General features: G+C 61.6%; 21 protein-coding genes, 1 tRNA gene and 1 pseudogene. 16 read left to right on the forward strand and 7 right to left on the reverse strand.

Annotated elements, in window-relative coordinates; translation table 11 throughout:
- Positions 1 to 228: 228 nt before the first annotated feature.
- The 3 genes and pseudogenes from H7225_RS18385 to H7225_RS18035 form a co-directional block, all read right to left on the reverse strand.
- Positions 229 to 429 carry a chloride channel protein gene (locus tag H7225_RS18385; protein ID WP_366481757.1) on the reverse strand — a complete coding sequence of 67 codons (201 nt, stop codon included), beginning with the start codon at positions 427 to 429 and terminating at the stop codon, positions 229 to 231.
- Between the two features lie 116 nt (positions 430 to 545).
- Positions 546 to 911: pseudogene (locus H7225_RS18390) on the reverse strand (chloride channel protein); the annotation flags it as partial.
- 10 nt (positions 912 to 921) lie between these two features.
- Positions 922 to 2181, reverse strand: coding sequence for a putative Na+/H+ antiporter (locus H7225_RS18035; RefSeq protein WP_290664376.1), 1260 nt, complete (start codon positions 2179 to 2181; stop codon positions 922 to 924).
- Between the two features lie 86 nt (positions 2182 to 2267).
- On the opposite strand from H7225_RS18035, the gene lgt reads away from it, so the two are divergent.
- The gene (lgt, locus tag H7225_RS18040; protein WP_290664378.1) at positions 2268 to 3086 is read left to right on the forward strand and encodes a prolipoprotein diacylglyceryl transferase; all 819 of its coding nucleotides are present in this window, start codon (positions 2268 to 2270) and stop codon (positions 3084 to 3086) included.
- 106 nt (positions 3087 to 3192) lie between these two features.
- Here the strand turns inward: lgt and H7225_RS18045 are convergent, their stop codons facing one another.
- The 4 genes from H7225_RS18045 to H7225_RS18060 all read right to left on the reverse strand — a co-directional run bounded on the left by H7225_RS18045 (position 3193) and on the right by H7225_RS18060 (position 7116).
- Positions 3193 to 3993 (reverse strand): ABC transporter ATP-binding protein, encoded by an 801-nt coding sequence (locus H7225_RS18045; RefSeq protein WP_290664380.1) that lies wholly within the window; start codon positions 3991 to 3993, stop codon positions 3193 to 3195.
- A gap of 27 nt (positions 3994 to 4020) precedes the next feature.
- Complete coding sequence (gene ntrB, locus H7225_RS18050; RefSeq protein WP_290664422.1) at positions 4021 to 4917, reverse strand: nitrate ABC transporter permease; 897 nt, start codon at positions 4915 to 4917, stop codon at positions 4021 to 4023.
- A 51-nt stretch (positions 4918 to 4968) separates the two neighbouring features.
- Positions 4969 to 6192, reverse strand: coding sequence for a CmpA/NrtA family ABC transporter substrate-binding protein (locus H7225_RS18055; protein WP_290664382.1), 1224 nt, complete (start codon positions 6190 to 6192; stop codon positions 4969 to 4971).
- A 288-nt stretch (positions 6193 to 6480) separates the two neighbouring features.
- The gene (locus tag H7225_RS18060; protein ID WP_290664384.1) at positions 6481 to 7116 is read right to left on the reverse strand and encodes an ANTAR domain-containing protein; all 636 of its coding nucleotides are present in this window, start codon (positions 7114 to 7116) and stop codon (positions 6481 to 6483) included.
- Between the two features lie 43 nt (positions 7117 to 7159).
- Here H7225_RS18060 and tsaD point away from each other — a divergent pair, with 43 nt between their 5' ends.
- The 15 genes from tsaD to nuoI all read left to right on the forward strand — a co-directional run bounded on the left by tsaD (position 7160) and on the right by nuoI (position 21236).
- Complete coding sequence (tsaD, locus tag H7225_RS18065) at positions 7160 to 8242, forward strand: tRNA (adenosine(37)-N6)-threonylcarbamoyltransferase complex transferase subunit TsaD (protein WP_290664386.1); 1083 nt, start codon at positions 7160 to 7162, stop codon at positions 8240 to 8242.
- A 136-nt stretch (positions 8243 to 8378) separates the two neighbouring features.
- Positions 8379 to 8648, forward strand: coding sequence for a 30S ribosomal protein S15 (rpsO, locus tag H7225_RS18070; RefSeq protein ID WP_290664388.1), 270 nt, complete (start codon positions 8379 to 8381; stop codon positions 8646 to 8648).
- 229 nt (positions 8649 to 8877) lie between these two features.
- Complete coding sequence (gene pnp / locus H7225_RS18075) at positions 8878 to 11112, forward strand: polyribonucleotide nucleotidyltransferase (protein ID WP_290664390.1); 2235 nt, start codon at positions 8878 to 8880, stop codon at positions 11110 to 11112.
- A gap of 11 nt (positions 11113 to 11123) precedes the next feature.
- The gene (gene tpiA, locus H7225_RS18080; RefSeq protein ID WP_290664424.1) at positions 11124 to 11873 is read left to right on the forward strand and encodes a triose-phosphate isomerase; all 750 of its coding nucleotides are present in this window, start codon (positions 11124 to 11126) and stop codon (positions 11871 to 11873) included.
- A gap of 32 nt (positions 11874 to 11905) precedes the next feature.
- Positions 11906 to 12259, forward strand: coding sequence for a preprotein translocase subunit SecG (gene secG, locus H7225_RS18085; RefSeq protein ID WP_290664392.1), 354 nt, complete (start codon positions 11906 to 11908; stop codon positions 12257 to 12259).
- A gap of 97 nt (positions 12260 to 12356) precedes the next feature.
- Positions 12357 to 12441: transfer RNA gene (locus tag H7225_RS18090), tRNA-Leu, on the forward strand.
- 195 nt (positions 12442 to 12636) lie between these two features.
- Positions 12637 to 12996, forward strand: coding sequence for an NADH-quinone oxidoreductase subunit A (locus H7225_RS18095; RefSeq protein WP_290664426.1), 360 nt, complete (start codon positions 12637 to 12639; stop codon positions 12994 to 12996).
- Positions 12997 to 13006: 10 nt separating this feature from the next.
- Entirely contained in the window at positions 13007 to 13483 is a 477-nt protein-coding gene (locus tag H7225_RS18100; protein WP_035035151.1) for an NADH-quinone oxidoreductase subunit B, read from the forward strand.
- Between the two features lie 18 nt (positions 13484 to 13501).
- Positions 13502 to 14113, forward strand: a complete 612-nt coding sequence (locus H7225_RS18105) for an NADH-quinone oxidoreductase subunit C (RefSeq protein WP_290664398.1) — start codon at positions 13502 to 13504, stop codon at positions 14111 to 14113.
- 2 nt (positions 14114 to 14115) lie between these two features.
- Positions 14116 to 15369, forward strand: a complete 1254-nt coding sequence (locus H7225_RS18110) for an NADH-quinone oxidoreductase subunit D (RefSeq protein WP_290664400.1) — start codon at positions 14116 to 14118, stop codon at positions 15367 to 15369.
- A gap of 23 nt (positions 15370 to 15392) precedes the next feature.
- A complete protein-coding gene (gene nuoE, locus H7225_RS18115; RefSeq protein ID WP_290664428.1) occupies positions 15393 to 15878 on the forward strand; it encodes an NADH-quinone oxidoreductase subunit NuoE in 486 nt (161 codons plus the stop codon).
- A 15-nt stretch (positions 15879 to 15893) separates the two neighbouring features.
- Positions 15894 to 17237: an NADH-quinone oxidoreductase subunit NuoF gene (gene nuoF / locus H7225_RS18120; protein WP_290664402.1), complete on the forward strand. Its 1344-nt coding sequence runs from the start codon at positions 15894 to 15896 to the stop codon at positions 17235 to 17237.
- Between the two features lie 98 nt (positions 17238 to 17335).
- Complete coding sequence (gene nuoG / locus H7225_RS18125) at positions 17336 to 19651, forward strand: NADH-quinone oxidoreductase subunit NuoG (RefSeq protein WP_290664404.1); 2316 nt, start codon at positions 17336 to 17338, stop codon at positions 19649 to 19651.
- Positions 19652 to 19667: 16 nt separating this feature from the next.
- Complete coding sequence (nuoH, locus tag H7225_RS18130; protein ID WP_290664406.1) at positions 19668 to 20726, forward strand: NADH-quinone oxidoreductase subunit NuoH; 1059 nt, start codon at positions 19668 to 19670, stop codon at positions 20724 to 20726.
- 12 nt (positions 20727 to 20738) lie between these two features.
- Entirely contained in the window at positions 20739 to 21236 is a 498-nt protein-coding gene (gene nuoI / locus H7225_RS18135; protein WP_290664408.1) for an NADH-quinone oxidoreductase subunit NuoI, read from the forward strand.
- The last annotated feature ends 1 nt before the right edge of the window (position 21237 follow it).

Here is a 21237-nt window from a genome sequence, read left to right on the forward strand (position 1 = left end):
GGCCACGCCAATCATGGGTTTGACGAAGTCGCCCTCCTTGTAGCCCATGCCGTAGTACATGGAGCGGTTTGGCGCGCGGGCGACGCCTTCGGTGATGTTCTTCGAGCGGCGGTTCAGGCTCATGGCAGGTCTGCTTATAGGTTGGTGCTGTGGGGCAAACGGCCAGTCACCTTACTCGCGCCGTGAACGGCCGGCAAGGTGGCTGGAGGCTAAAGTCGTTATTGTCGCTCAGCGTTTGATGTCAAAGACCGGTGGGGGCGTTTGGTTGGGCGGGCTGAGCAGGCGAGCCACGCCGCTGGCGGTCAGGGCGCAGGCCATCAAGCTGATCACCATGCTGCGTCCGTCGACCATTTCCATGACGATGATGAATGCCGTGATCGGCGTCTTGGCCGTCCAACAGTTGCTTGGTGGTGTCGTAACCGCTGCCAAAGGTGAGTCCTCCGGTGGCCAGGCCAATCACGGCCACGGCCAGGCCACATCCCGCAGCGAACCTCAACCGAAGGGCCCTCCCGCCCGGTAGACAGCCCGGCTATCAACGCCGCCGATGTCAAGCCGATCTTGCTTAGCGCCAGCCGCAGGGACACCAGTTGTCTGCGTTCTGCTGGCAGGGTCTCAGGATCCAGTGCCGCCATCACTTGCGGGATTCCGGAGCCGGCGGCCCCGGGAAACCACCGGCGGGTGCACCAGACCACGGCCACGGTGCACAGAGGTGTCCACAGCACAGGGGCCCAGAACCACTGTTGCTGCACCTTGAAAAATACCTCCAGTGCGTACTCGCTCAAGCGGGTCAGGAGCACCACGCTCACACCGGCCAAGGCGGCAAAACTCAGCACGACCACGCGCGATATCCAACGGCGCCAGTCCGACAATTCGGCCTTCAGCGCATCAGGGATCGGGCGGTCTTCGCTCATGCTGTCGAGCTCACAGCAGGGCGAAGGCAGCCATGGCCACGGCGGTGGGCAGCAAGGCGGCCAGCAACAGGCCTCCGGGATGGATGTATTTCTCGGCAAAGCCGTCCTTCAAGATGGCGGCGCCAGCGGGATTGGGCGCGTTGGCGATCAAAGTGAGGCCACCGCCCGACACCGCGCCGGCCACCAGGGCCACCTTGAACTCATCGCTGAGCCCTTCCACCAAGGAGCCCAAATAGGTCAGGGCGGCGTTGTCCGTGATGGCGGTCAAGGCGGTGGCGCCGAAGAACACGCTGGTGTGATCCATCTGCATCAACAGCGGCTCCAGCCACCATTGCTGCTGCCCGCCCAGAACGACCAGTCCAGCCAGGAAAAATGCCACCAACAAGCCTTCGCGCAGGATCAATGGGTTTTGGTATTGGGCGTACGCGGTGGTGAAACCCATGAAAAACAGGAACAGTGCCATGAACACGGCGGGGTTGTGGGCAAACACCACCACCCCGGTCAGAAAGACCAGGTGGATCAGGCTGACAGTCCAAGGAATGGTTGGGCCGCTGGTGCTGCCGGACGCCGGCAGGACCTTGCGCAGCTCCTGGCGGAACAGCAGCACCAGCCCAATGGCATTGACCATGACCGCCACCGCCGCTTTCCAGCCAAAGGTGTGGAACATGAAGCTCATGTCCCAACCCCAAACACCCGCCACCATCAGCACGGGCGGAGCGGCAAATTGGGTGAGCGTGCCGCCAATCGACACGTTGACGAACAGCACGCCCAGCGTGGCGTACTTGAGCCGCGCTGACACCGGGGCCATGAACAGGCGTTCGTGCAGCAACAGGGCGGCCAGGGTCATGGCGGCCGGCTCGGTGATGAACGAGCCCAGCAGCGGCACCACCGATAAGGTCACCAGTGCGAACGACAAGCCATCGGGCAAGGGCAGGCCTCGGGCCAGCAGTCGGGTCAACTGGCCGGCGGTTTCCAGGATGGGCTTGCTGCCGGCCACCACCATGATGGCGAAGACGAACATGGGTTCCGTGAAATTGCGACCGTCGATGTAAGCGGTGGCCGAGGCCTTGCCCTCGACGGCGAACATCACCAGCATCAGCACCATGGCCCAGAAGCCGAAGACCACCTCGATCTCGCCCAGCAAATGCCACAGGCCAGCGTGGGTTGGGCTCGTGTGGGCCAGTCGTTCAAAGAATTTGGTCGAGAAGGTGTGGATCAGCGCGATGCCAAACAGCGCTACCGCCACGATTTGCAGGGAGGTGGGATTCATGACCACATCCTATCAATGGCGCAGGCATCGGTTATCGTTCGCCCCGGTTTCTCTTCGAACACGCCCTTGGCTTGTCTGGCCCCCACATGCTCGTTCATCCGCACATTGACCCCATCGCCCTTGCACTGGGGCCGCTGAAAATCCACTGGTACGGCCTGACCTACCTGGCGGCTTTCACCTTGTTCTACCTGCTGGCCACCTGGCGGGCCAAACGCGCGCCGTTTGCGCAAACCGGCTGGAACCGTCAGCAGGTGGAGGACTTGCTGTTCTTCGGGGTGCTGGGCGTGGTGCTGGGGGGGCGGCTGGGCTATGTGTTTTTTTACAAGCCAGGTTACTACCTGAGCCATCCCGCCGAGATCCTGGCCGTCTGGCAAGGGGGCATGGCCTTTCATGGCGGACTGCTGGGTGTGATCGCGGCCATGTGGCTGTACGCCAAACGCCAGGGCCGCACCTTCTTTGAGGTGGCCGATCTGGTGGCACCCTGTGTGCCCATTGGCCTGGCGGCTGGCCGCATCGGCAACTTCATCAATGGTGAGTTGTGGGGCCGTTTAGCCGATCCCTCCTTGCCCTGGGCCATGATTTTCCCGGACTCGGGCAGCCTGGAGCCCAGGCACCCGTCGCAGCTGTACCAGTTTGGTCTGGAGGGGCTCGCCCTCTTTGCCTTGCTGTGGTTCTATGGCCGCCAACCGCGCCAACTCGGTGCCGTGTCGGGCATGTTCCTGATGGGCTACGGCGTGTTCCGCTTCACGGCCGAATACTTCCGCGAACCCGACAGCTTTCTGGGCCTGCTGGCCCTGAACATGAGCATGGGCCAATGGCTGTGCGTGCCCATGGTCTTGGCTGGGACCGTGATTTGGGCAGCTGCCAAAAAAGACGCCTTCCGACCCAAGGATCGGAAGGCGTGAAGAGGCCGGTAGGTTTTCGCGGACCCACGGACCCCCGCTGAGGAAGATCACCTGGCTCTGGCGAATCAGGCGATCGCAATTCCTGTACGCAAGGGTCATGCCAGATTCAGGCGGCCTTTCGGTCGGCCACGCCGTGGCGGGTGTACAAAAAGCTCAGCACTTCCTTGCGGCAATGCACGTACGTGGGGTCTTCGGCCAGTTCCACCCGGTTGCGTGGCCGTTGCAGCGGCACTGTCAGGATCTCGCCAATGGTGGCGGCCGGGCCGTTGGTCATCATCACGATGCGGTCCGACAGCAGCACGGCCTCGTCCACATCGTGCGTCACCATCACCACGGTGCTCTTGGTGCGCGCCACGATCTTGAGCAGCTCATCTTGCAGGTGCGCGCGGGTCAAGGCGTCCAGCGCGCCAAAAGGCTCGTCCATCAGCAAAACCTTGGGTTCCATGGCCAACGCACGGGCAATGCCCACGCGCTGCTTCATGCCGCCCGAGATCTCATGGGGGCGTTTGGCGATGGCATGGCCCATGCCGACCAGTTCCAGTGCGTCGGTCGTGCGCTTCTTGAGCTGGTCTTTTGGCTCCTTGTCACCAAACACACGCTCCACCGCCAGATAGACGTTCTGAAAGCAGGTCAGCCAGGGCAGCAAAGAATGGTTCTGGAACACCACACCGCGCTCGGGGCCAGGCGCATTGATTTCCTTGTTGTCGCAGATCAGCGCACCCTCGGTGGGTTTGATCAGTCCGGCAATCAGGTTGAGCAAGGTTGACTTGCCGCACCCTGAGTGTCCGATCAAGGTCACGAACTCGCCTTTGTCGATGCCAAGGTTGATCTCGCGCAGGGCGTGAAAATGCCCCTTCTTGGTGTGAAACACCATTTCGGCGCCGTGGATGTCGATGAATTGACTCATGTTGGGGCTCCTAAGCGAGGGATTGGTTTATTCGAAACTGAATCGTTTGGCCACGGACACGAGCAGTTGCTCCAGCAGAAGGCCGACGATGCCGATGACGAAAATCGCGATGATGATGTGGGCAACATTCAGGTTGTTCCACTCGTCCCAGACCCAGAAGCCGATGCCCACCCCGCCAGTCAGCATTTCGGCGGCCACGATCACCAGCCAGGCCGTGCCCACCGACAGGCGCACGCCGGTCAGCATGTAGGGCAGCACCGAGGGGAACAAAATCTTGGTGACGATCTTCCACTCGGACAGGTTCAGCACCTTGGCCACGTTCAGGTAGTCGTCAGGCACGCGCTGCACGCCCACGGCGGTGTTGATGATCATGGGCCAGATCGAGCAGATGAAGATGGTCCAGATGGCGGCAGGGTCAGCCGACTTGAACACCATCAGGCCAATGGGTAGCCAGGCCAAAGGCGACACTGGGCGCAGCAAGCTGATCAAAGGCGACAGCATGTTGTTGATGAAAGAAAAGCGGCCAATTGCAAAACCCATCGGAATGCCGACCAGCGCTGCCAGGCCAAAACCCAGGGCCACGCGCTTGAGCGAGAACCAGATGTTCCAACCAATGCCTTGGTCGTTGGGCCCGTTTTGATAGAAGGGGTCTGAGAACAGCTTCACCGCTTCTGTCCAGGTCGCAGCCGGGGTCGGAAAGGTGGTGCTGTTCATGGTCAGCAAGGCCCAGATGCCGATCAGCAAACCAAAGCCGCAAAGCGGTGGCAGGACCTTGAGCAACAGCCCTGACCAGTCGAACGGCAGGGGGGTCACTTTGGGGACCTTCGCTGCGCCGGTGGCGGTGGCTGACGTAACGGCCAAAGCTTTTTCAGCCTTGAGGGCGTCGCTGGCTTCGGAAGGGCTGTGGAACACGGCACTGACCATGGGGAACTCCTGGGGCGGAATGAAAACGGGCAAGGCCTGGGTGGGGAAAATTTACGCTTTGATCTTGAAACTGTCCGCGTACTTGGCAGGATCCTTGCCATCCCAGACCGTGCCGTCGATCAGCTTGCTGGTGCGCATCACCTCCTTGGGCACGCTGATCTTCAAGCCGGCTGCGGCCTCCTTGTACAGATCGATCTGGTTGATCTGCTTGGCCACGGCCAGGTAATCGGGGTGGTCCTTGAGCAAGCCCCAGCGCTTGTGCTGCGTCAGGAACCACATGCCATCCGACAGGTACGGGAAGTTGACCTTGCCGTCGTTGAAGAACTTCATGTGGTTGGGGTCGTCCCAGGTCTTGCCCAGGCCGTTCTGGTAGCGGCCCAGAATGCGCTGGTTGATCGCATCGGCGCTGGTGTTCACATACGACTTGGCGGCGATGGTGTCAGCCATCTTCAGCTTGTTCTGCAGGCCCGCATCAATCCATTGGCTGGCTTCCAGGATCGCCATCATCACGGCGCGGGCTGTGTTGGGGTACTTCTTGACGAAGTCGCCCGTGGTGCCCAGCACCTTTTCGGGGTGGTCCTTCCAGATGTCCTGCGTGGTGACGGCGGTGATGCCGATGCCGTCCATGATGGCGCGGTGGCCCCAGGGTTCGCCCACGCAGTAGCCGTCCATGTTGCCCACGCGCATGTTCGCCACCATTTGGGGCGGCGGCACGGTGATGACCTTGGCGTCCCTCATCGGATTGATGCCGTAAGACGCCATCCAGTAGTACAGCCACATGGCGTGCGTCCCGGTGGGAAAGGTCTGCGCGAAGGTGTACTCGCGCTTGTCGGTTTGCATCAGCTTGGCCAGCGAGGGGCCGTCCACGGCGCCCTTGTCCGACAGCTTCTTCGACAGCGTGATGGCCTGGCCATTGTTGTTGAGCGTCATCAACACAGCCATGTCTTTCTTGGGGCCACCCACGCCCAGGTGCACGCCGTAGATCAAGCCATACAGGGCATGCGCCATGTGCAGGTCACCGTTCACGAGCTTGTCGCGCACGCCGGCCCATGAGGCTTCCTTGCTGGGGATGATCTTGACGCCGTACTTCTTGTCGAAGCCCAGCACCGAAGCCATCACCACCGAGGCGCAGTCGGTCAGGGGGATGAAACCGATCTTGACTTCTTCCAGCTCAGGCTTGTCGGAGCCTGCTGCCCACACGGCCGATTGCAGGCCGGGCACAACGCCTACAGCACTGGCTGCAGCGGCGGTCTTAAGGATGGAGCGACGGGACATTTTGAAATCCTGTGTAGACATGGTCACTTCAACTTTCTTGGCTATCAACAAACAAAAAAAGCGCCTGCCGATGAGCCCTGCGGTGAACGCGGGGAACTCTTCGGTAGACGCCTTTGTCGGGTGCCTTGAACAGCCCGTCATTGGGTGTTCAAGTGGGGGTGGTGAAATCGCCGTTGATTTCGCTTGCGGCTGATGAATGCAAGCGTTGTGCCAGCTTTTTTTTGGAGATTTCGCCCCGATGCGGGGCGGTCTGGCGCTGAACTGGTGCGCGCTTGCTTAAGCCGGTGCTCAGCCGAGCATGTCGGTCACGTCCAGCAGGCGTTGCGCCACTTCGGCCAGCTTCAAGCCCTTGTCCATGGCCGCCTTGCGCAGCCGCGAATAGGCGTCTTGCTCGCTCAGGCCATGCTGGTTCATGAGCACGCTTTTGGCGCGGTCGACCACCTTGCGGTCTTCCAGTTGGCCGCGCACATCGGCCAGTTCACGCCGCAAGCCTTCTTCGTGTTCGAAGCGGGCCATGGCCACGTCGATCACGGGCTTGATGCTGTCGGCAGGCAGGCCGGCCACCACATACGCCGACACGCCGGCCGCGATGGCCGCGCGCACATGGGACGTGTCTTCATCATCTGAAAAAAGCACGATGGGGCGGCGCTCATGGCGCGTGGCCATCACCACGTGCTCCAGGATGTCGCGGCCTTGGCTCTCGGCATCGACCACGATCATGTCGGGCTGGATCTGGGCAATGCGTTCAGGCAGGAAGACATCGGCCGGCAGTGTGGCCACGATGTTGAAGCCTGATTCAAGCAAAGCGATGCGCAGCATCCGAGAGCGCTCAGCCTCGGCCCGCACTGATTCATCGGCTTCCGGGTCGGCGGTGAGGTTCTCCGGTGCCACGATCACCAGGCGCATGCTGCGGGCTTCATTCATGTCCGCGATCATGCAACAAACGCGCCGCGCCTACACTGGCGGCATGTCTGAACGTCCCCTTTGTATCCTTGGCATCGAGTCCTCCTGCGATGAAACCGGCGTGGCGCTGGTGAGCGCGCCCGCACAAGGCCCGGTGCAGTTGCTGTCGCACGCCTTGCACAGCCAGATCGACATGCACCAGGCCTACGGCGGCGTGGTGCCCGAGCTGGCTTCGCGCGATCACATTCGCCGCGTGGTGCCTTTGGTGCGCCAGGTGATGCTGGAGGCCGATTGCACGCTGACCGATGTGGATGTGGTGGCCTACACGCGTGGGCCAGGCCTGGCGGGCGCTTTGCTGGTCGGCGCTGGTGTGGCTTGCGCCTTGGCCACGGCGCTGGGCAAACCCATGATCGGCGTTCATCACCTGGGAGGGCATTTGCTGTCACCGTTCCTGTCGGCCGATCCGCCGGAGTTTCCCTTCATTGCCTTGCTCGTTTCGGGTGGCCACACTCAGTTGATGCGCGTGGACGGGGTGGGGCGCTATGAGCTGTTGGGTGAGACCGTGGACGATGCTGCCGGCGAAGCCTTCGATAAATCGGCCAAGCTCATGGGTCTGCCTTACCCGGGCGGCCCGCATTTGTCCAAGCTGGCCGAATTGGGCAACCCCAAAGCGTTCGAGCTGCCTCGGCCCATGCTCCACAGCGGCAACCTTGATTTCTCGTTCGCGGGCCTGAAAACCTCGGTGCGCACGCAGTTGCAAAAGCTGAACCTGCTGGACAATGAGGTTGCCCTGGCGCAAGCCTTGGCCGACGTTCCGGCCGGGCCTTTGGCTGACCTGGCTGCCTCGACTGAGGCTGCCATCGTGGACGTGCTGGTCAAGAAGTCCCTGGCCGCGCTGAAAGCCACCGGTCTGAAGCGCATCGTGGTTGCAGGCGGCGTGGGGGCCAACCGCCTGCTGCGCCAGCAACTCAACCAGGCAGGTGAACGGCGCGGTGTCCGGGTTCACTACCCCGAAATGCACCTGTGCACCGACAACGGGGCCATGATCGCCCTGGCCGGTGCCATGCGCCTGCAGGCGGGATCGGCCGTTTTGCGCCGTGATGCGGTGTTTGACGTCCAGCCACGCTGGGACCTTTCAAAGATCTGACGCCCCTGATAAAAATAGCTATAATTGCGGGCTTGCCCTCTTAGGGGCGGCATGTTTGGGATTTTCCCAAAGCACGGCCTGGGTCGGTTTCACCTGGCGCCGCAAGTTGATCAACTCGAAACCGAAAGAACGAATCATGACCATTACTCTCGAAAGCAGAGCAGAAGTCGTCAAGTCCAACGCGCGCAGCGTGGGCGATACCGGATCTCCGGAAGTGCAAGTGGGCCTGCTCACCGCACGCATCAACGACCTGACCCCCCATTTCAAGACCCACAAGAAAGACCACCACGGTCGCCGCGGCCTGCTGCGCATGGTGAGCCGCCGCCGCAAGCTGCTGGACTACCTCAAGGGCAAGGACGCTGACCGTTATCTGGCACTGATCCAAAAGCTGGGTCTGCGCAAGTAAGATCGGCACGATGATAAAAAGCCTGTCTGGTTTTTCCCAGCACAGGCTTTTTGTTTTTTAAATCCAGGCACTCGACCAGCGACGCTCTGTCATTCCATGAGGGCACTGCAGCCTCCAAGCTGCCCTGATGGAATGGCATCGCGCCAGAGTGATTTGGGCCCCGGCGCCTGTGGCGTCGTACAAGAAAACGCACCCCACGTGGGGTGTCACTCAACCGGAGAACCACCCCATGAGCATGTTCAACAAAGTCACCAAGACCTTCCAATGGGGCAACCACAGCGTCACGCTCGAGACCGGCGAAATCGCCCGTCAAGCCAGCGGTGCCGTGCTCGCCGACGTTGAAGGCACCGTGGTGCTGGCCACCGTCGTCGCCGCCAAGAATCCCAAGGCCGGCCAGGACTTCTTCCCCCTGACCGTCGATTACATCGAGAAAACATATGCCGCCGGCAAGATCCCTGGCAGCTTCTTCAAGCGCGAAGCCAAGCCCAGCGAGTTGGAGACACTGACCTCGCGCCTGATCGACCGCCCCCTGCGCCCCCTGTTCCCCGAAGGCTTCTACAACGAAGTCCAGATCGTCATCCACGTCGTTTCGCTGAACCCCAACGTCTCGGCCGACATCGTCGCCCTGATCGCGTCCAGCGCCGCCTTGGCCATCTCTGGCATCCCCTTCAACGGCCCCATCGGTGCGGCCCGCGTGGGCTATGTCAATGGCGAATACGTGCTGAACCCCGGCCCGGCCGAGCTGGTCAACTCCAAGATGGACCTGATCGTCGCCGGCACCGAAGCCGCCGTGCTGATGGTCGAGTCCGAAGCTGATCAGTTGACTGAAGAAGTCATGCTGGGCGGCATCGTCTACGGCCACGAGCAAGGCCGTGTGGCCATCAACGCCATCCACGACCTGGTGCGTGATGCCGGCAAGCCCGTCTGGGACTGGGCCGCGCCCGCCAAGGACGACAACTTCATCGCCAAGATCAACGGTCTGGCCGAAGAAAAGCTGCGCGCCGCCTACCAAATCCGCTCCAAGCAAGCCCGCACGCAAGCCACCCGCGCCGCCTACGCCGACGTGAAGGCTGCGTTGACGGCTGAAGGCGTCGTGTTCGACGGCGTCAAGGTCGACAGCATGCTGTTCGACATCGAAGCCAAGATCGTGCGCAGCCAGATCCTGGCAGGCGAGCCCCGCATCGACGGCCGCGACACCCGCACCGTGCGCCCCATCGAGATCCGCACGGGCGTGCTGCCCCGCGTTCACGGTTCGGCCCTGTTCACCCGTGGTGAAACCCAGGCCTTGGTGATCGCCACGCTGGGCACTGAGCAAGACGCGCAGCGCATCGACGCACTGGCCGGCGACTTCCGCGACAGCTTCCTGTTCCACTACAACATGCCTCCCTTCGCCACTGGCGAAACCGGCCGCGTGGGCACGCCCAAGCGCCGCGAAATCGGTCACGGCCGCCTGGCCAAGCGCGCCCTGGTGCCGGTGTTGCCCCCGAAGGACGAGTTCGGCTACACCGTGCGCGTGGTGTCTGAGATCACCGAGTCCAACGGCTCCTCGTCGATGGCGTCAGTCTGCGGCGGCTGCCTGGCCATGATGGACGCTGGCGTCCCCATGAAGGCGCACGTGGCGGGCATCGCCATGGGCCTGATCAAGGAAGACAACCGCTTTGCCGTCTTGACCGACATCCTGGGCGATGAAGATCACCTGGGTGACATGGACTTCAAGGTCGCCGGCACCACCGGTGGCGTGACCGCCTTGCAGATGGACATCAAGATCCAGGGCATCACCAAGGAAATCATGCAAGTGGCGCTGGCGCAAGCCAAGGAAGCCCGTCTGCACATCTTGGGCAAGATGGTTGAAGCCATGTCGGGCGCCAACACCGAAGTCTCGGAATTCGCACCCCGCCTGTACACCATGAAGATCAACGCCGAGAAGATCCGTGACGTGATCGGCAAGGGCGGTGCCACCATCCGTGCACTGACCGAAGAAACCGGTTGCCAGATCAACATCAGCGAAGATGGCACCATCACCATCGCCTCGACCGACGCTGACAAGGCCGAACTGGCCAAGAAGCGCATCGCCGAGATCACCGCCGAAGTCGAAATCGGCAAGGTCTACGAAGGTCCCGTCACCAAGTTGTTCGACTTTGGTGCCCTGATCAACCTGCTGCCCGGCAAGGACGGTCTGCTGCACATCAGCCAGATCGCCCACGAGCGCGTCGATAAGGTCTCCGATTACTTGACCGAAGGCCAGATCGTCAAGGTCAAAGTCATGGAAACCGACGAAAAAGGCCGCGTCAAGCTGTCCATGAAGGTGCTGCAAGAGCGTCCTGAAGGCATGGCCCCTGAGCGCGAGCGTTCCGACCGTGGTGACCGTGGTGGTCGCAATGACCGTGGTGACCGTGGTGACCGCGGTGACCGCGGTGGCGACCGTGGTGCCTCGACTGAGCAAGAGCAGCAACAGCAGCAATGATGGTCATGGCCCTGCCCAAGAAACTCGTCGTCGGCAACTGGAAGATGCATGGCAGCCACGCTGCCAATGCCGAACTCCTGAAGGGCCTGCTTGAGGCCGATCTGAGCGCTTCGGCGCCTCGGTCGGACGTGGCGGTGTGCGTGCCTTTCCCCTACTTGGGTGAAGTGGTCGCCACGCTGCAGGGCAGTGCCATCGCCGTCGGTTCGCAAGACGTGTCTGCTCAAGTCCAGGGCGCCTACACCGGCGAGGTGTCGGGTGCCATGGTGCGCGAGCTCGGTGCGCACTACGCCATCGTGGGGCACTCCGAGCGCCGCAGTTACCACGCCGAGAGCGATCAACTGGTTGCTGACAAGGCCAAGGCTGCCCTGGCGCAAGGCTTGGTGCCCATCGTGTGTGTGGGCGAAACCCTGGCCGAGCGCGAGTCCAATCAAACCGAGGCCGTGGTGGCTCGGCAATTGAAGGCCGTGATCGACACCTTGGGGGCTGATCTGGCCAAGGTGGTGGTCGCCTATGAGCCCGTCTGGGCCATTGGCACTGGCAAGACAGCGTCGCCGGCGCAAGCTCAGACTGTGCATGCTTTCCTGCGTGCTCAGCTCAAAGCTGCGCAAGCTTCTGCGGCCGCGGTGCCCTTGCTCTACGGTGGCAGCGTCAAGCCCGACAATGCCGCCGAGCTTTTCTCCCAAATCGACATTGACGGTGGCTTGATCGGTGGGGCCTCCCTGAAGGTCTCCGACTTTGCCGCCATTGCCCGTGCCGCCTGAGGGCGCGCGGCTACATCTGGAGTTTTGACAACATGCAAGTTTTTGCAAACCTGGTGCAAGTGCTCCAGATCATTTCCGCCATGTCCATGATTGGGCTGGTGCTCGTGCAGCACGGCAAGGGCGCCGACATGGGCGCGTCTTTCGGCGGCGGTGCTTCGGGCAGCCTGTTTGGTGCCACCGGCAGCGCCAACTTCCTGTCGCGCTCGACAGCGGTGGCGGCCACGGTGTTCTTTTTGTCAACCTTGGGCTTGGCCTATGTTGGCAACCACCGTGCTTCGCCGACCGACCAGCCGAGTGTGTTCGACCAGCCTGCGGCAAAGGCTTCTGCCGCTGCTTCGGCGGCCGCGAAATCGGCCTCGGGCGCGGCTCTTATCCCTACGAAATGATGTTGATTTCGGGTTAGAATAGAAGACTTCGGTGAGCAAGCCTCAAGCAAGCCGAAGATGGTGTCCAATGCAGGCTGCAAACCTGTTTAAAGCCCATGCCGACGTGGTGAAATTGGTAGACACGCTATCTTGAGGGGGTAGTGGCGAAAGCTGTGCGAGTTCGAGTCTCGCCGTCGGCACCAAGCATTTAAACCGTGTCTTAGCACCACCCCATGATCAGCCTGCTCCTTGCTATTTTGGTTGGTGTTCGCGGACAGTGTTGCAAAGATACCTAAGGTAGGCGCGCATGAGTTCGCAGCTCAGCGCGCTTTTTGCTTTTTGATTGTGTTTCAATCGTCCGTTGCCTGTTCTGTCTTGCCTGAGAGCTGCCAGTCATGATGAATCTTGAGAATTACCTGCCGGTCATCCTTTTCATCCTCGTGGGTGTTGGAGTCGGGGTGGTCCCTCAGCTGCTTGGCTTCTTGCTGGGTCCGCGTCGTCCTGACGCGGCTAAAAACTCCCCTTATGAATGTGGCTTCGAGGCCTTTGAAGACGCGCGCATGAAGTTCGACGTACGCTATTACCTCGTGGCCATCCTGTTCATTTTGTTCGATCTGGAAATCGCTTTTCTCTTCCCTTGGGCTGTGGCCTTGAAGGAAGTGGGCATGGCGGGCTTTTTGGCCATCATGCTGTTTTTGGGCATCCTCGTCGTGGGCTTTGTCTACGAGTGGAAAAAGGGCGCCCTGGACTGGGAATGAGGTAATCAACATGGGTATCGAAGGCGTCTTCAAAGAGGGATTCATCACCACGTCGGCGGACACGCTGATCAACTGGTCCAAGACTGGTTCTTTGTGGCCGATGACGTTTGGTCTGGCCTGCTGTGCGGTTGAGATGATGCACGCTGGTGCGGCGCGTTATGACATCGACCGGTTCGGCATGTTGTTCCGTCCCAGCCCGCGTCAGTCCGATCTGATGATCGTGGCCGGCACGCTGTGCAACAAGATGGCACCGGCCTTGCGTAAGGTGTACGACCAGATGGCCGAACCACGCTGGGTGTTGTCCATGGGCTCGTGTGCCAACGGTGGCGGTTATTACCACTACAGCTACTCGGTGGTGCGTGGCTGCGATCGCATCGTGCCGGTGGACGTGTATGTGCCGGGCTGCCCCCCCACTGCCGAAGCCTTGCTGTACGGCATCCTGCAATTGCAGGCCAAGATTCGCCGCGAAAACACCATTGCCCGATAAGAGCGCAGGACCGTTTCAATGAGCATCAAACTCGACACCCTGCAAGCCGCGCTGTACTCTGTGCTGGGAGATGCGGTCAAGCGGCTGGACAGCGCCAAGGGTGAGCTGACCCTGACCGTCTCCAGCGCTGATTACATCCGCGTGGCCACCACCTTGCGCGACCATCCTGAGCTGCGCTTCGAGCAGCTCCAGGACTTGTGCGGCATGGACTATTCCACTTACAAGGATGGTGCCGCCTCAATCTACGCCGAAGGCCCCCGTTATTGCGTGGTCAGCCACCTGCTGTCGGTCGCCAAGAACTGGCGCCTGCGGCTGAAGGTTTTCGCGCTTGACGATGATCTGCCGATGGTCGCTTCGCTCAATGACGTGTGGAGCTCTGCCAACTGGTTCGAACGCGAAGCCTTCGACCTTTACGGTGTCATCTTCGAAGGCCACATCGACCTGCGCCGCATCCTCACCGACTACGGCTTCATCGGGCACCCTTTCCGCAAGGACTTCCCGACTTCGGGTCACGTGGAAATGCGCTACGACCCCGAACAGCGCCGCGTGATCTACCAGCCAGTGACGATTGAGCCGCGCGAGATCACCCCGCGCATCATCCGTGAAGACAACTACGGAGGCCTGAAGTAATCATGGCCGAGATCAAGAACTACACCCTGAACTTCGGGCCCCAGCACCCGGCTGCCCACGGCGTGTTGCGCCTGGTGCTCGAGCTGGACGGCGAAGTCATCCAGCGCGCCGACCCGCACATCGGCCTGCTGCACCGCGCCACCGAAAAGCTGGCCGAGTCCAAGACCTTCATCCAGTCGCTGCCTTACATGGACCGCCTGGATTACGTCTCGATGATGGCCAACGAGCACGCTTACTGCCTGGCCATCGAGAAGATGATGGGCATCGACGTGCCCGTGCGCGCCCAGTACATCCGTGTGATGTTCGCCGAGATCACCCGGGTGCTGAACCACCTGCTGTGGTTGGGCTGTCACGGCTTTGACTGTGGCGCGATGAACATCCTCATCTACTGCTTCCGTGAGCGAGAAGACCTGTTCGACCTGTACGAAGCCGTGTCGGGCGCGCGCATGCACGCCGCCTATTTCCGTCCAGGTGGCGTCTACCGCGACCTGCCGGACACGATGCCGCAGTACAAGGTCAGCAAGATCAAGAACGCCAAGACCATCGCGCGCCTGAACGAGAATCGCCAGGGGTCCATGCTGGACTTCATCGACGATTTCACGCAGCGCTTCCCTGGCCTGATCGACGAATACGAAACCCTGCTGACCGACAACCGCATCTGGAAACAGCGCACCGTTGGCATCGGCGTGGTCACGCCTGAACGCGCCCTGAACCTGGGTTTCTCGGGTCCCATGTTGCGTGGTTCGGGCATCGTGTGGGATCTGCGCAAGCACCAGCCGTACGATGTCTATGAGCACATGGACTTCGACATCCCCGTCGGCAAGAACGGCGACTGCTACGACCGTTACCTGGTCCGCGTCGAAGAGTTGCGCCAGTCCAACCGCATCATCAAACAATGCGTGGATTGGCTGCGTGCCAACCCCGGCCCGGTCATCACCGACAACCACAAAGTGGCCCCGCCTTCGCGCGTCGAGATGAAGACTTCGATGGAGCAGCTGATCCACCACTTCAAGCTCTTCACCGAAGGTTTCCACGTGCCCGAAGGCGAAGCCTACGCGGCGGTGGAGCATCCCAAGGGCGAGTTCGGCATCTACCTGTCCAGCGACGGCGCCAACAAGCCTTACCGTTTGAAAATTCGCGCGCCCGGCTTCCCGCACCTGGCGGCCCTTGATGAGATGAGCCGTGGCCACATGCTGGCCGACGCCGTGGCCATCATCGGCACGATGGACATCGTGTTCGGTGAAATCGACCGCTAAGAAGCGAGATGACTGACAAACCCATGCTCAGCGAACAAACCAAAGCGCGTTTCGACCGCGAAGTGGCCAAGTACCCGGCCGATCAAAAGCAATCTGCGGTGATGGCCTGCCTGTCCATCTTCCAGCAGGAAAATGGCTGGATCTCGCCGGAGGGTGAGAAGCTGATTGCTGTTCACCTTGGCATGGCGCCCATCGCGGTGCGCGAGGTCGCCACCTTCTACAACATGTACAACCAGCAGCCGGTGGGCCAGTTCAAGCTGAACGTGTGCACCAACCTGCCATGCCAGTTGCGCGATGGCCAAAAGGCGCTTGAGCACCTGTGCCACAAGCTGGGCATCGAAGCGGGCGAGACCACGGCCGATGGCCTGTTCACCGTGCAGCAAAGCGAATGCATGGGCGCCTGCGCCGATTCGCCGGTGCTGATGGTCAATGACCGCCAGATGGTCAGCTTCATGAGCAACGACCGGCTGGACGCGCTGGTCGAGACGCTCAAGGCCCACGCCAAATAATCGAGGACCACCCAGATGTTGGACCTTTCCCAATTCCAGTCGACCGGCCAAGAGACCGTGTTTCACGGTCGTCACCTCAGTCCGCAGATCTACGCTGATCTGGACGGCAAAAACTGGGGCCTGCAGGACTATCAGGCGCGCGGCGGCTACACAGCCCTGCGCAAGATCCTGGGCCTGGACGGCGGCGAGGGCATGACGCCCGAGCAGGTGATTGCCGACGTGAAGCTGTCGGCCCTGCGTGGCCGTGGCGGCGCCGGTTTCCCCACGGGCTTGAAGTGGAGCTTCATGCCCCGCGCCTTTCCCGGTCAGAAGTACTTGGTGTGCAACTCCGACGAAGGCGAACCGGGCACGTGCAAGGACCGCGAGATCCTGATGTACAACCCGCACATCGTGATCGAAGGCATGGCGATTGCGGCCTACGCCATGGGCATCAGCGTGGGCTACAACTACATCCACGGTGAAATTTTCGAGGTGTATGAACGCTTCGAGGCCGCCCTGGAAGAAGCGCGCGCCGCCGGCATGCTGGGCAACAAGATCATGGGCAGTAACTACAGCTTCGAGTTGCACGCTTTCCATGGTTTCGGCGCCTACATCTGCGGTGAAGAAACCGCCCTGCTCGAATCTTTAGAGGGCAAGAAGGGCCAGCCCCGCTTCAAGCCACCGTTCCCGGCCAGCTTCGGCTTGTACGGCAAGCCCACCACGATCAACAACACCGAGACCTTCGCGGCGGTGCCCTGGATCATCCGCAATGGCGGCCAGGCCTTCCTGGAAGTGGGCAAGCCCAACAACGGCGGCACCAAGCTGTACTCGGTCAGCGGCGACGTTGAACGTCCCGGCAATTACGAGATCCCGATGGGCACGCCTTTCCCCAAGCTGCTGGAGCTGGCGGGTGGCGTGCGTGGCGGCAAGAAGCTCAAGGCGGTGATCCCCGGTGGATCGTCGTCGCCCGTGCTGCCCGCGCACATCATGATGGAATGCACGATGGACTATGACTCCATCGCCAAGGCCGGCTCCATGCTGGGCTCGGGCGCGCTGATCGTGATGGACGAGACCCGCTGCATGGTCAAGAGCCTGCAACGCCTGTCCTACTTCTACATGCACGAATCCTGCGGCCAGTGCACGCCTTGCCGCGAAGGCACGGGCTGGTTGTGGCGCATGGTCGACCGCATCGAGAAGGGCCATGGCCGCGTCGAAGACATTGAGCTGCTGAACTCCGTGGCCGACAACATCCAGGGCCGCACCATCTGCGCGCTGGGCGATGCCGCCGCCATGCCGGTGCGAGCCTTCATCAAGCACTATCGCGATGAATTCATTCATCACATCGAACACAAGACCTGCGTGGTCCCGGCCTATGTATAGGCGCCCCCACGCTCGGAATACCTCGCTGCCCCCCGAGGGGGCTGGCCTTCCTTGGGGCGGCCCGGCGGAAGGCCGGTCGCACACAGGTGAGAACAAACATGGTTGAAATCGAACTCGACGGACAGAAAGTCCAGGTGCTTGAAGGCAGCATGGTCATGCATGCGGCTGAGCAAAACGGCGTCTACATCCCGCATTTCTGTTATCACAAGAAATTGTCGATCGCGGCCAATTGCCGCATGTGCCTGGTGGACATCGAGAAGGCGCCCAAGCCGATGCCGGCCTGCGCCACACCGGTCACGCAGGGCATGATTGTTCGCACCAAGAGCGACAAAGCCATCAAGGCCCAGCAAGGCGTGATGGAGTTTCTGCTGATCAACCACCCGCTGGATTGCCCCATCTGCGACCAGGGTGGCGAGTGTCAGCTGCAGGATCTGGCAGTGGGCTACGGCGCTTCTGCTTCGCGCTACGAAGAAGAAAAACGCGTGGTCTTCAAGAAAGATGTGGGCCCGCTGATCTCCATGCAGGAGATGAGCCGCTGCATCCAGTGCACCCGCTGCGTGCGCTTCGGCCAGGAGATCGCCGGCGTGATGGAGCTCGGCATGATCCACCGCGGTGAGCATTCCGAAATCACCACCTTCGTGGGCAACACCGTTGATTCCGAACTGTCGGGCAACATGATCGATATCTGCCCTGTCGGTGCCCTGACCAGCAAGCCTTTCCGCTACAGCGCCCGTACCTGGGAGCTGTCGCGCCGCAAGAGCGTGTCGCCGCATGACTCCACCGGTTCCAACCTGATCGTTCAAGTGAAGAACGGCAAGGTGTTGCGCGTGGTGCCGCTGGAAAACGAAGCCGTCAACGAATGCTGGATTGCCGACCGCGACCGCTTCAGCTACGAAGCACTGAACAGCGACCAGCGCCTGACCAAGCCCATGCTCAAGCAGGGCGGCCAATGGCGCGAGGTCGACTGGACCACGGCGCTGGAATACGTGGCCAATGGCCTGAAGGGCGTGAAGAACGACCACGGTGCGGCCGCCATCGGCGCGCTGGGCACGGCCCACAGTACGGTGGAAGAGTTGTACCTGTTGGGCCAGCTGATGCGTGGCCTGGGCAGCGACAACGTCGACACCCGCCTGCGCCAATCCGATTTCACCGCCACGCCGGGCGCGACCTGGCTGGGCCTGCCCATCGCCGACTTGTCCACCCTGGACCGCGTGTTGGTGATCGGTTCCTTCCTGCGCAAAGACCATCCTCTGTTCGCCTCGCGCCTGCGCCATGCCGCCAAGCGAGGTGCGCAGGTCACCGCCATCGGTGCCACCACCGACGACTGGCTGCTGCCGATCGCTCAGCGCATCGTCGTGGCGCCGAGCGCCTGGGCGCAATCCCTGGCCGACATCGCCGTGGCCATCGCCACTGAGCGTGGCGTGGCGATCCCCGCCAATGGCACAGCCACCGACGCGGCCCGGGCTGTGGCCTCCTCGCTGCTGTCCGGCGAGAAGAAAGCCATCTTGCTCGGCAACGCCGCCGCCAACCATCCGCAAGCCTCGACCTTGCACGCCCTGGCGAACTGGATCGGCGAGCAGACCGGTGCCACTGTCGGCTTCCTGGGCGAATCGGCCAACACCGTCGGCGCGCAACTCGTGGGCGCCCAGCCCAAGCAGGGCGGTTTGAACGCCGGCCAGATGCTCTCAAGCAACCAGCTCAAGGCCGTGCTGCTGTTCAACGCCGAGCCCGAGTTCGATGCGGCCAACCCCGTTGCTGCGCGCGCTGCGGTCAATGGCGCGCAGATGGTCGTGTCCCTGTCGGCTTTCAAGTCTGGCGCCAATGACTACGCCGATGTGCTGCTGCCCATCGCGCCGTTCTCCGAAACCTCTGGCACCTTCGTGAACGCCGAAGGCCGTGTGCAAAGCTTCCATGGCGTGGTCAAGCCCTTGGGCGACACGCGTCCCGCGTGGAAGGTGCTGCGCGTGCTGGGCAACATGCTGAGCATCCCGGGCTTCGAGTTCGAGACCTCGGAAGAAGTCCGCGCCGCCGCCTTGGGCGACCTGGCATCGATCCCGTCGCGCCTGTCCAATCAGAGCACGGCCACCATCCAACTGCAAGGCTCGACTGGTGGCCTGGAGCGCATCGCCGATGTGCCCATCTACAGCGCCGATGCGCTGGTGCGCCGCTCCGAATCCCTGCAACAGACCGCTGACGCCAAGGCGCCCGTGGTCAGCCTGTCGAAGGCCTTGTGGGCCGAGCTGGGCCTGGCCGATGGTGCGCAGGTGAGGGTCTCGCAAGACAACGGGTCGGCCACGCTGGGTGCGGTGCTGGACGCCAGCTTGCCCGCCAATGTGGTGCGTGTGCCTGCGGGCCATGCCTTGACGTCGTCACTGGGTGCGCAATTCGGCGCCATCCGTGTCGACAAGGTCTGAGGCGAAGGAACATCACATGATCGATACCTTTTACACAGCCGGTGCGGGCGCCCTGGGAGGCGCCTGGCCCGTGGTCTGGGCGCTGATCAAGATCGTGCTCGTGCTGCTGCCCTTGCTGCTGTGCGTGGCTTACCTGACTTTGTGGGAACGCAAGTTCATCGGTTGGACGCAAGTGCGCCCTGGTCCGAACCGCACGGGTCCCTACGGTCTGCTGCAGCCCATCGCCGATGCTGTCAAACTGATCTTCAAGGAGATCATTGTGCCGTCGGCGGCCAACAAGGGACTGTTCTTCCTGGGTCCCGTCATGACCATCATGCCGGCCCTGGCCGCCTGGGCTGTCATACCTTTCGGCCCCGAGGTCGCGTTGGCCAATGTCAATGCAGGTCTGCTGTTCCTGATGGCGATCACCTCGCTGGAAGTTTATGGCGTGATCATCGCGGGCTGGGCGTCCAACTCCAAGTTCGCCTTTCTGGGTGCCATGCGGGCTTCGGCGCAGATGGTGTCGTATGAGATCGCCATGGGCTTCTGCCTGGTGATCGTGTTGATGGTGTCGGGCTCGCTGAACATGAGCGAGATCGTTCTTGGCCAGGACAAGGGCATGTTCGCCAGCGAGGGCTGGAGCTTCATGTCCTGGAACTGGCTGCCATTGCTGCCGATCACGGTCGTGTACTTCATCTCTGGTCTGGCCGAGACCAACCGCCACCCCTTCGACGTGGTGGAAGGCGAGTCCGAAATCGTGGCCGGTCACATGGTCGAGTATTCGGGCATGTCGTTCGCCATGTTCTTCTTGGCCGAGTACGCCAACATGATCCTGGTGTCGGCCTTGGCCGCCGTCATGTTCTTTGGCGGCTGGCTGGCACCCGTGCACGCATTGAACTTCATTCCCGGCTGGTTCTGGCTGTTCGGCAAGACCTTCCTCATCGTCACCATGTTCCTGTGGGTGCGGGCTTCCTTCCCTCGCTTCCGTTTTGACCAGATCATGCGTCTGGGCTGGAAGATCTTCATCCCGATCACCTTGGTGTGGTTGGTGATCGTGGGGATCTGGATCATGTCTCCCTGGAACATCTGGAAGTAAGGGGCCGCCATCATGAGCACCGCAACCTCACTGAAAAGTTTCGTCTCGAGCTTCTTCCTCACGGAGATGTTCAAGGGCCTGGCCTTGACGGGCCGCCACCTCCTCAAGCCGCACATCACCGTGCAGTTTCCGGAAGAGAAGACGCCCATGTCGCCGCGTTTTCGTGGCCTGCACGCCTTGCGCCGTTATGACAACGGCGAAGAGCGCTGCATCGCCTGCAAGCTGTGCGAAGCGGTTTGTCCGGCCATGGCCATCACCATCGAGTCCGAAGTTCGTGACGACGGTTCGCGCCGCACCACGCGTTACGACATCGACCTGACCAAGTGCATCTTCTGCGGCTTCTGCGAAGAAAGCTGCCCGGTCGATTCGATCGTCGAGACGCACATTTTTGAATACCACGGCGAAAAGCGTGGCGATTTGTACTTCACCAAGGACATGCTCCTGGCTGTGGGCGACCGCTACGAAAAAGAAATCGCGGCCAGCAAGGAGGCGGACGCGAAGTACCGCTGAT

The sequence above is a fragment of the Aquabacterium sp. genome (assembly GCF_014378415.1).
Taxonomy (GTDB): domain Bacteria; phylum Pseudomonadota; class Gammaproteobacteria; order Burkholderiales; family Burkholderiaceae_C; genus Aquabacterium.

Excerpts from the sequence above, each read along its gene's own strand:
- nuoG (WP_290664404.1), top strand. The coding sequence starts at position 17,336 with ATGGTTGAAATCGAACTCGACGGACAGAAAGTCCAGGTGCTTGAAGGC.
- rpsO (WP_290664388.1), top strand. The coding sequence starts at position 8,379 with ATGACCATTACTCTCGAAAGCAGAGCAGAAGTCGTCAAGTCCAACGCG.
- H7225_RS18105 (WP_290664398.1), top strand. The coding sequence starts at position 13,502 with ATGAGCATCAAACTCGACACCCTGCAAGCCGCGCTGTACTCTGTGCTG.
- H7225_RS18035 (WP_290664376.1), bottom strand. The coding sequence starts at position 2,181 with ATGAATCCCACCTCCCTGCAAATCGTGGCGGTAGCGCTGTTTGGCATC.
- nuoI (WP_290664408.1), top strand. The coding sequence starts at position 20,739 with ATGAGCACCGCAACCTCACTGAAAAGTTTCGTCTCGAGCTTCTTCCTC.
- tsaD (WP_290664386.1), top strand. The coding sequence starts at position 7,160 with ATGTCTGAACGTCCCCTTTGTATCCTTGGCATCGAGTCCTCCTGCGAT.
- nuoH (WP_290664406.1), top strand. The coding sequence starts at position 19,668 with ATGATCGATACCTTTTACACAGCCGGTGCGGGCGCCCTGGGAGGCGCC.
- ntrB (WP_290664422.1), bottom strand. The coding sequence starts at position 4,917 with ATGGTCAGTGCCGTGTTCCACAGCCCTTCCGAAGCCAGCGACGCCCTC.
- secG (WP_290664392.1), top strand. The coding sequence starts at position 11,906 with ATGCAAGTTTTTGCAAACCTGGTGCAAGTGCTCCAGATCATTTCCGCC.
- nuoE (WP_290664428.1), top strand. The coding sequence starts at position 15,393 with ATGCTCAGCGAACAAACCAAAGCGCGTTTCGACCGCGAAGTGGCCAAG.
- H7225_RS18045 (WP_290664380.1), bottom strand. The coding sequence starts at position 3,993 with ATGAGTCAATTCATCGACATCCACGGCGCCGAAATGGTGTTTCACACC.
- H7225_RS18110 (WP_290664400.1), top strand. The coding sequence starts at position 14,116 with ATGGCCGAGATCAAGAACTACACCCTGAACTTCGGGCCCCAGCACCCG.
- H7225_RS18055 (WP_290664382.1), bottom strand. The coding sequence starts at position 6,192 with ATGTCCCGTCGCTCCATCCTTAAGACCGCCGCTGCAGCCAGTGCTGTA.
- lgt (WP_290664378.1), top strand. The coding sequence starts at position 2,268 with ATGCTCGTTCATCCGCACATTGACCCCATCGCCCTTGCACTGGGGCCG.
- H7225_RS18060 (WP_290664384.1), bottom strand. The coding sequence starts at position 7,116 with ATGAATGAAGCCCGCAGCATGCGCCTGGTGATCGTGGCACCGGAGAAC.
- H7225_RS18095 (WP_290664426.1), top strand. The coding sequence starts at position 12,637 with ATGAATCTTGAGAATTACCTGCCGGTCATCCTTTTCATCCTCGTGGGT.
- H7225_RS18100 (WP_035035151.1), top strand. The coding sequence starts at position 13,007 with ATGGGTATCGAAGGCGTCTTCAAAGAGGGATTCATCACCACGTCGGCG.
- nuoF (WP_290664402.1), top strand. The coding sequence starts at position 15,894 with ATGTTGGACCTTTCCCAATTCCAGTCGACCGGCCAAGAGACCGTGTTT.
- pnp (WP_290664390.1), top strand. The coding sequence starts at position 8,878 with ATGAGCATGTTCAACAAAGTCACCAAGACCTTCCAATGGGGCAACCAC.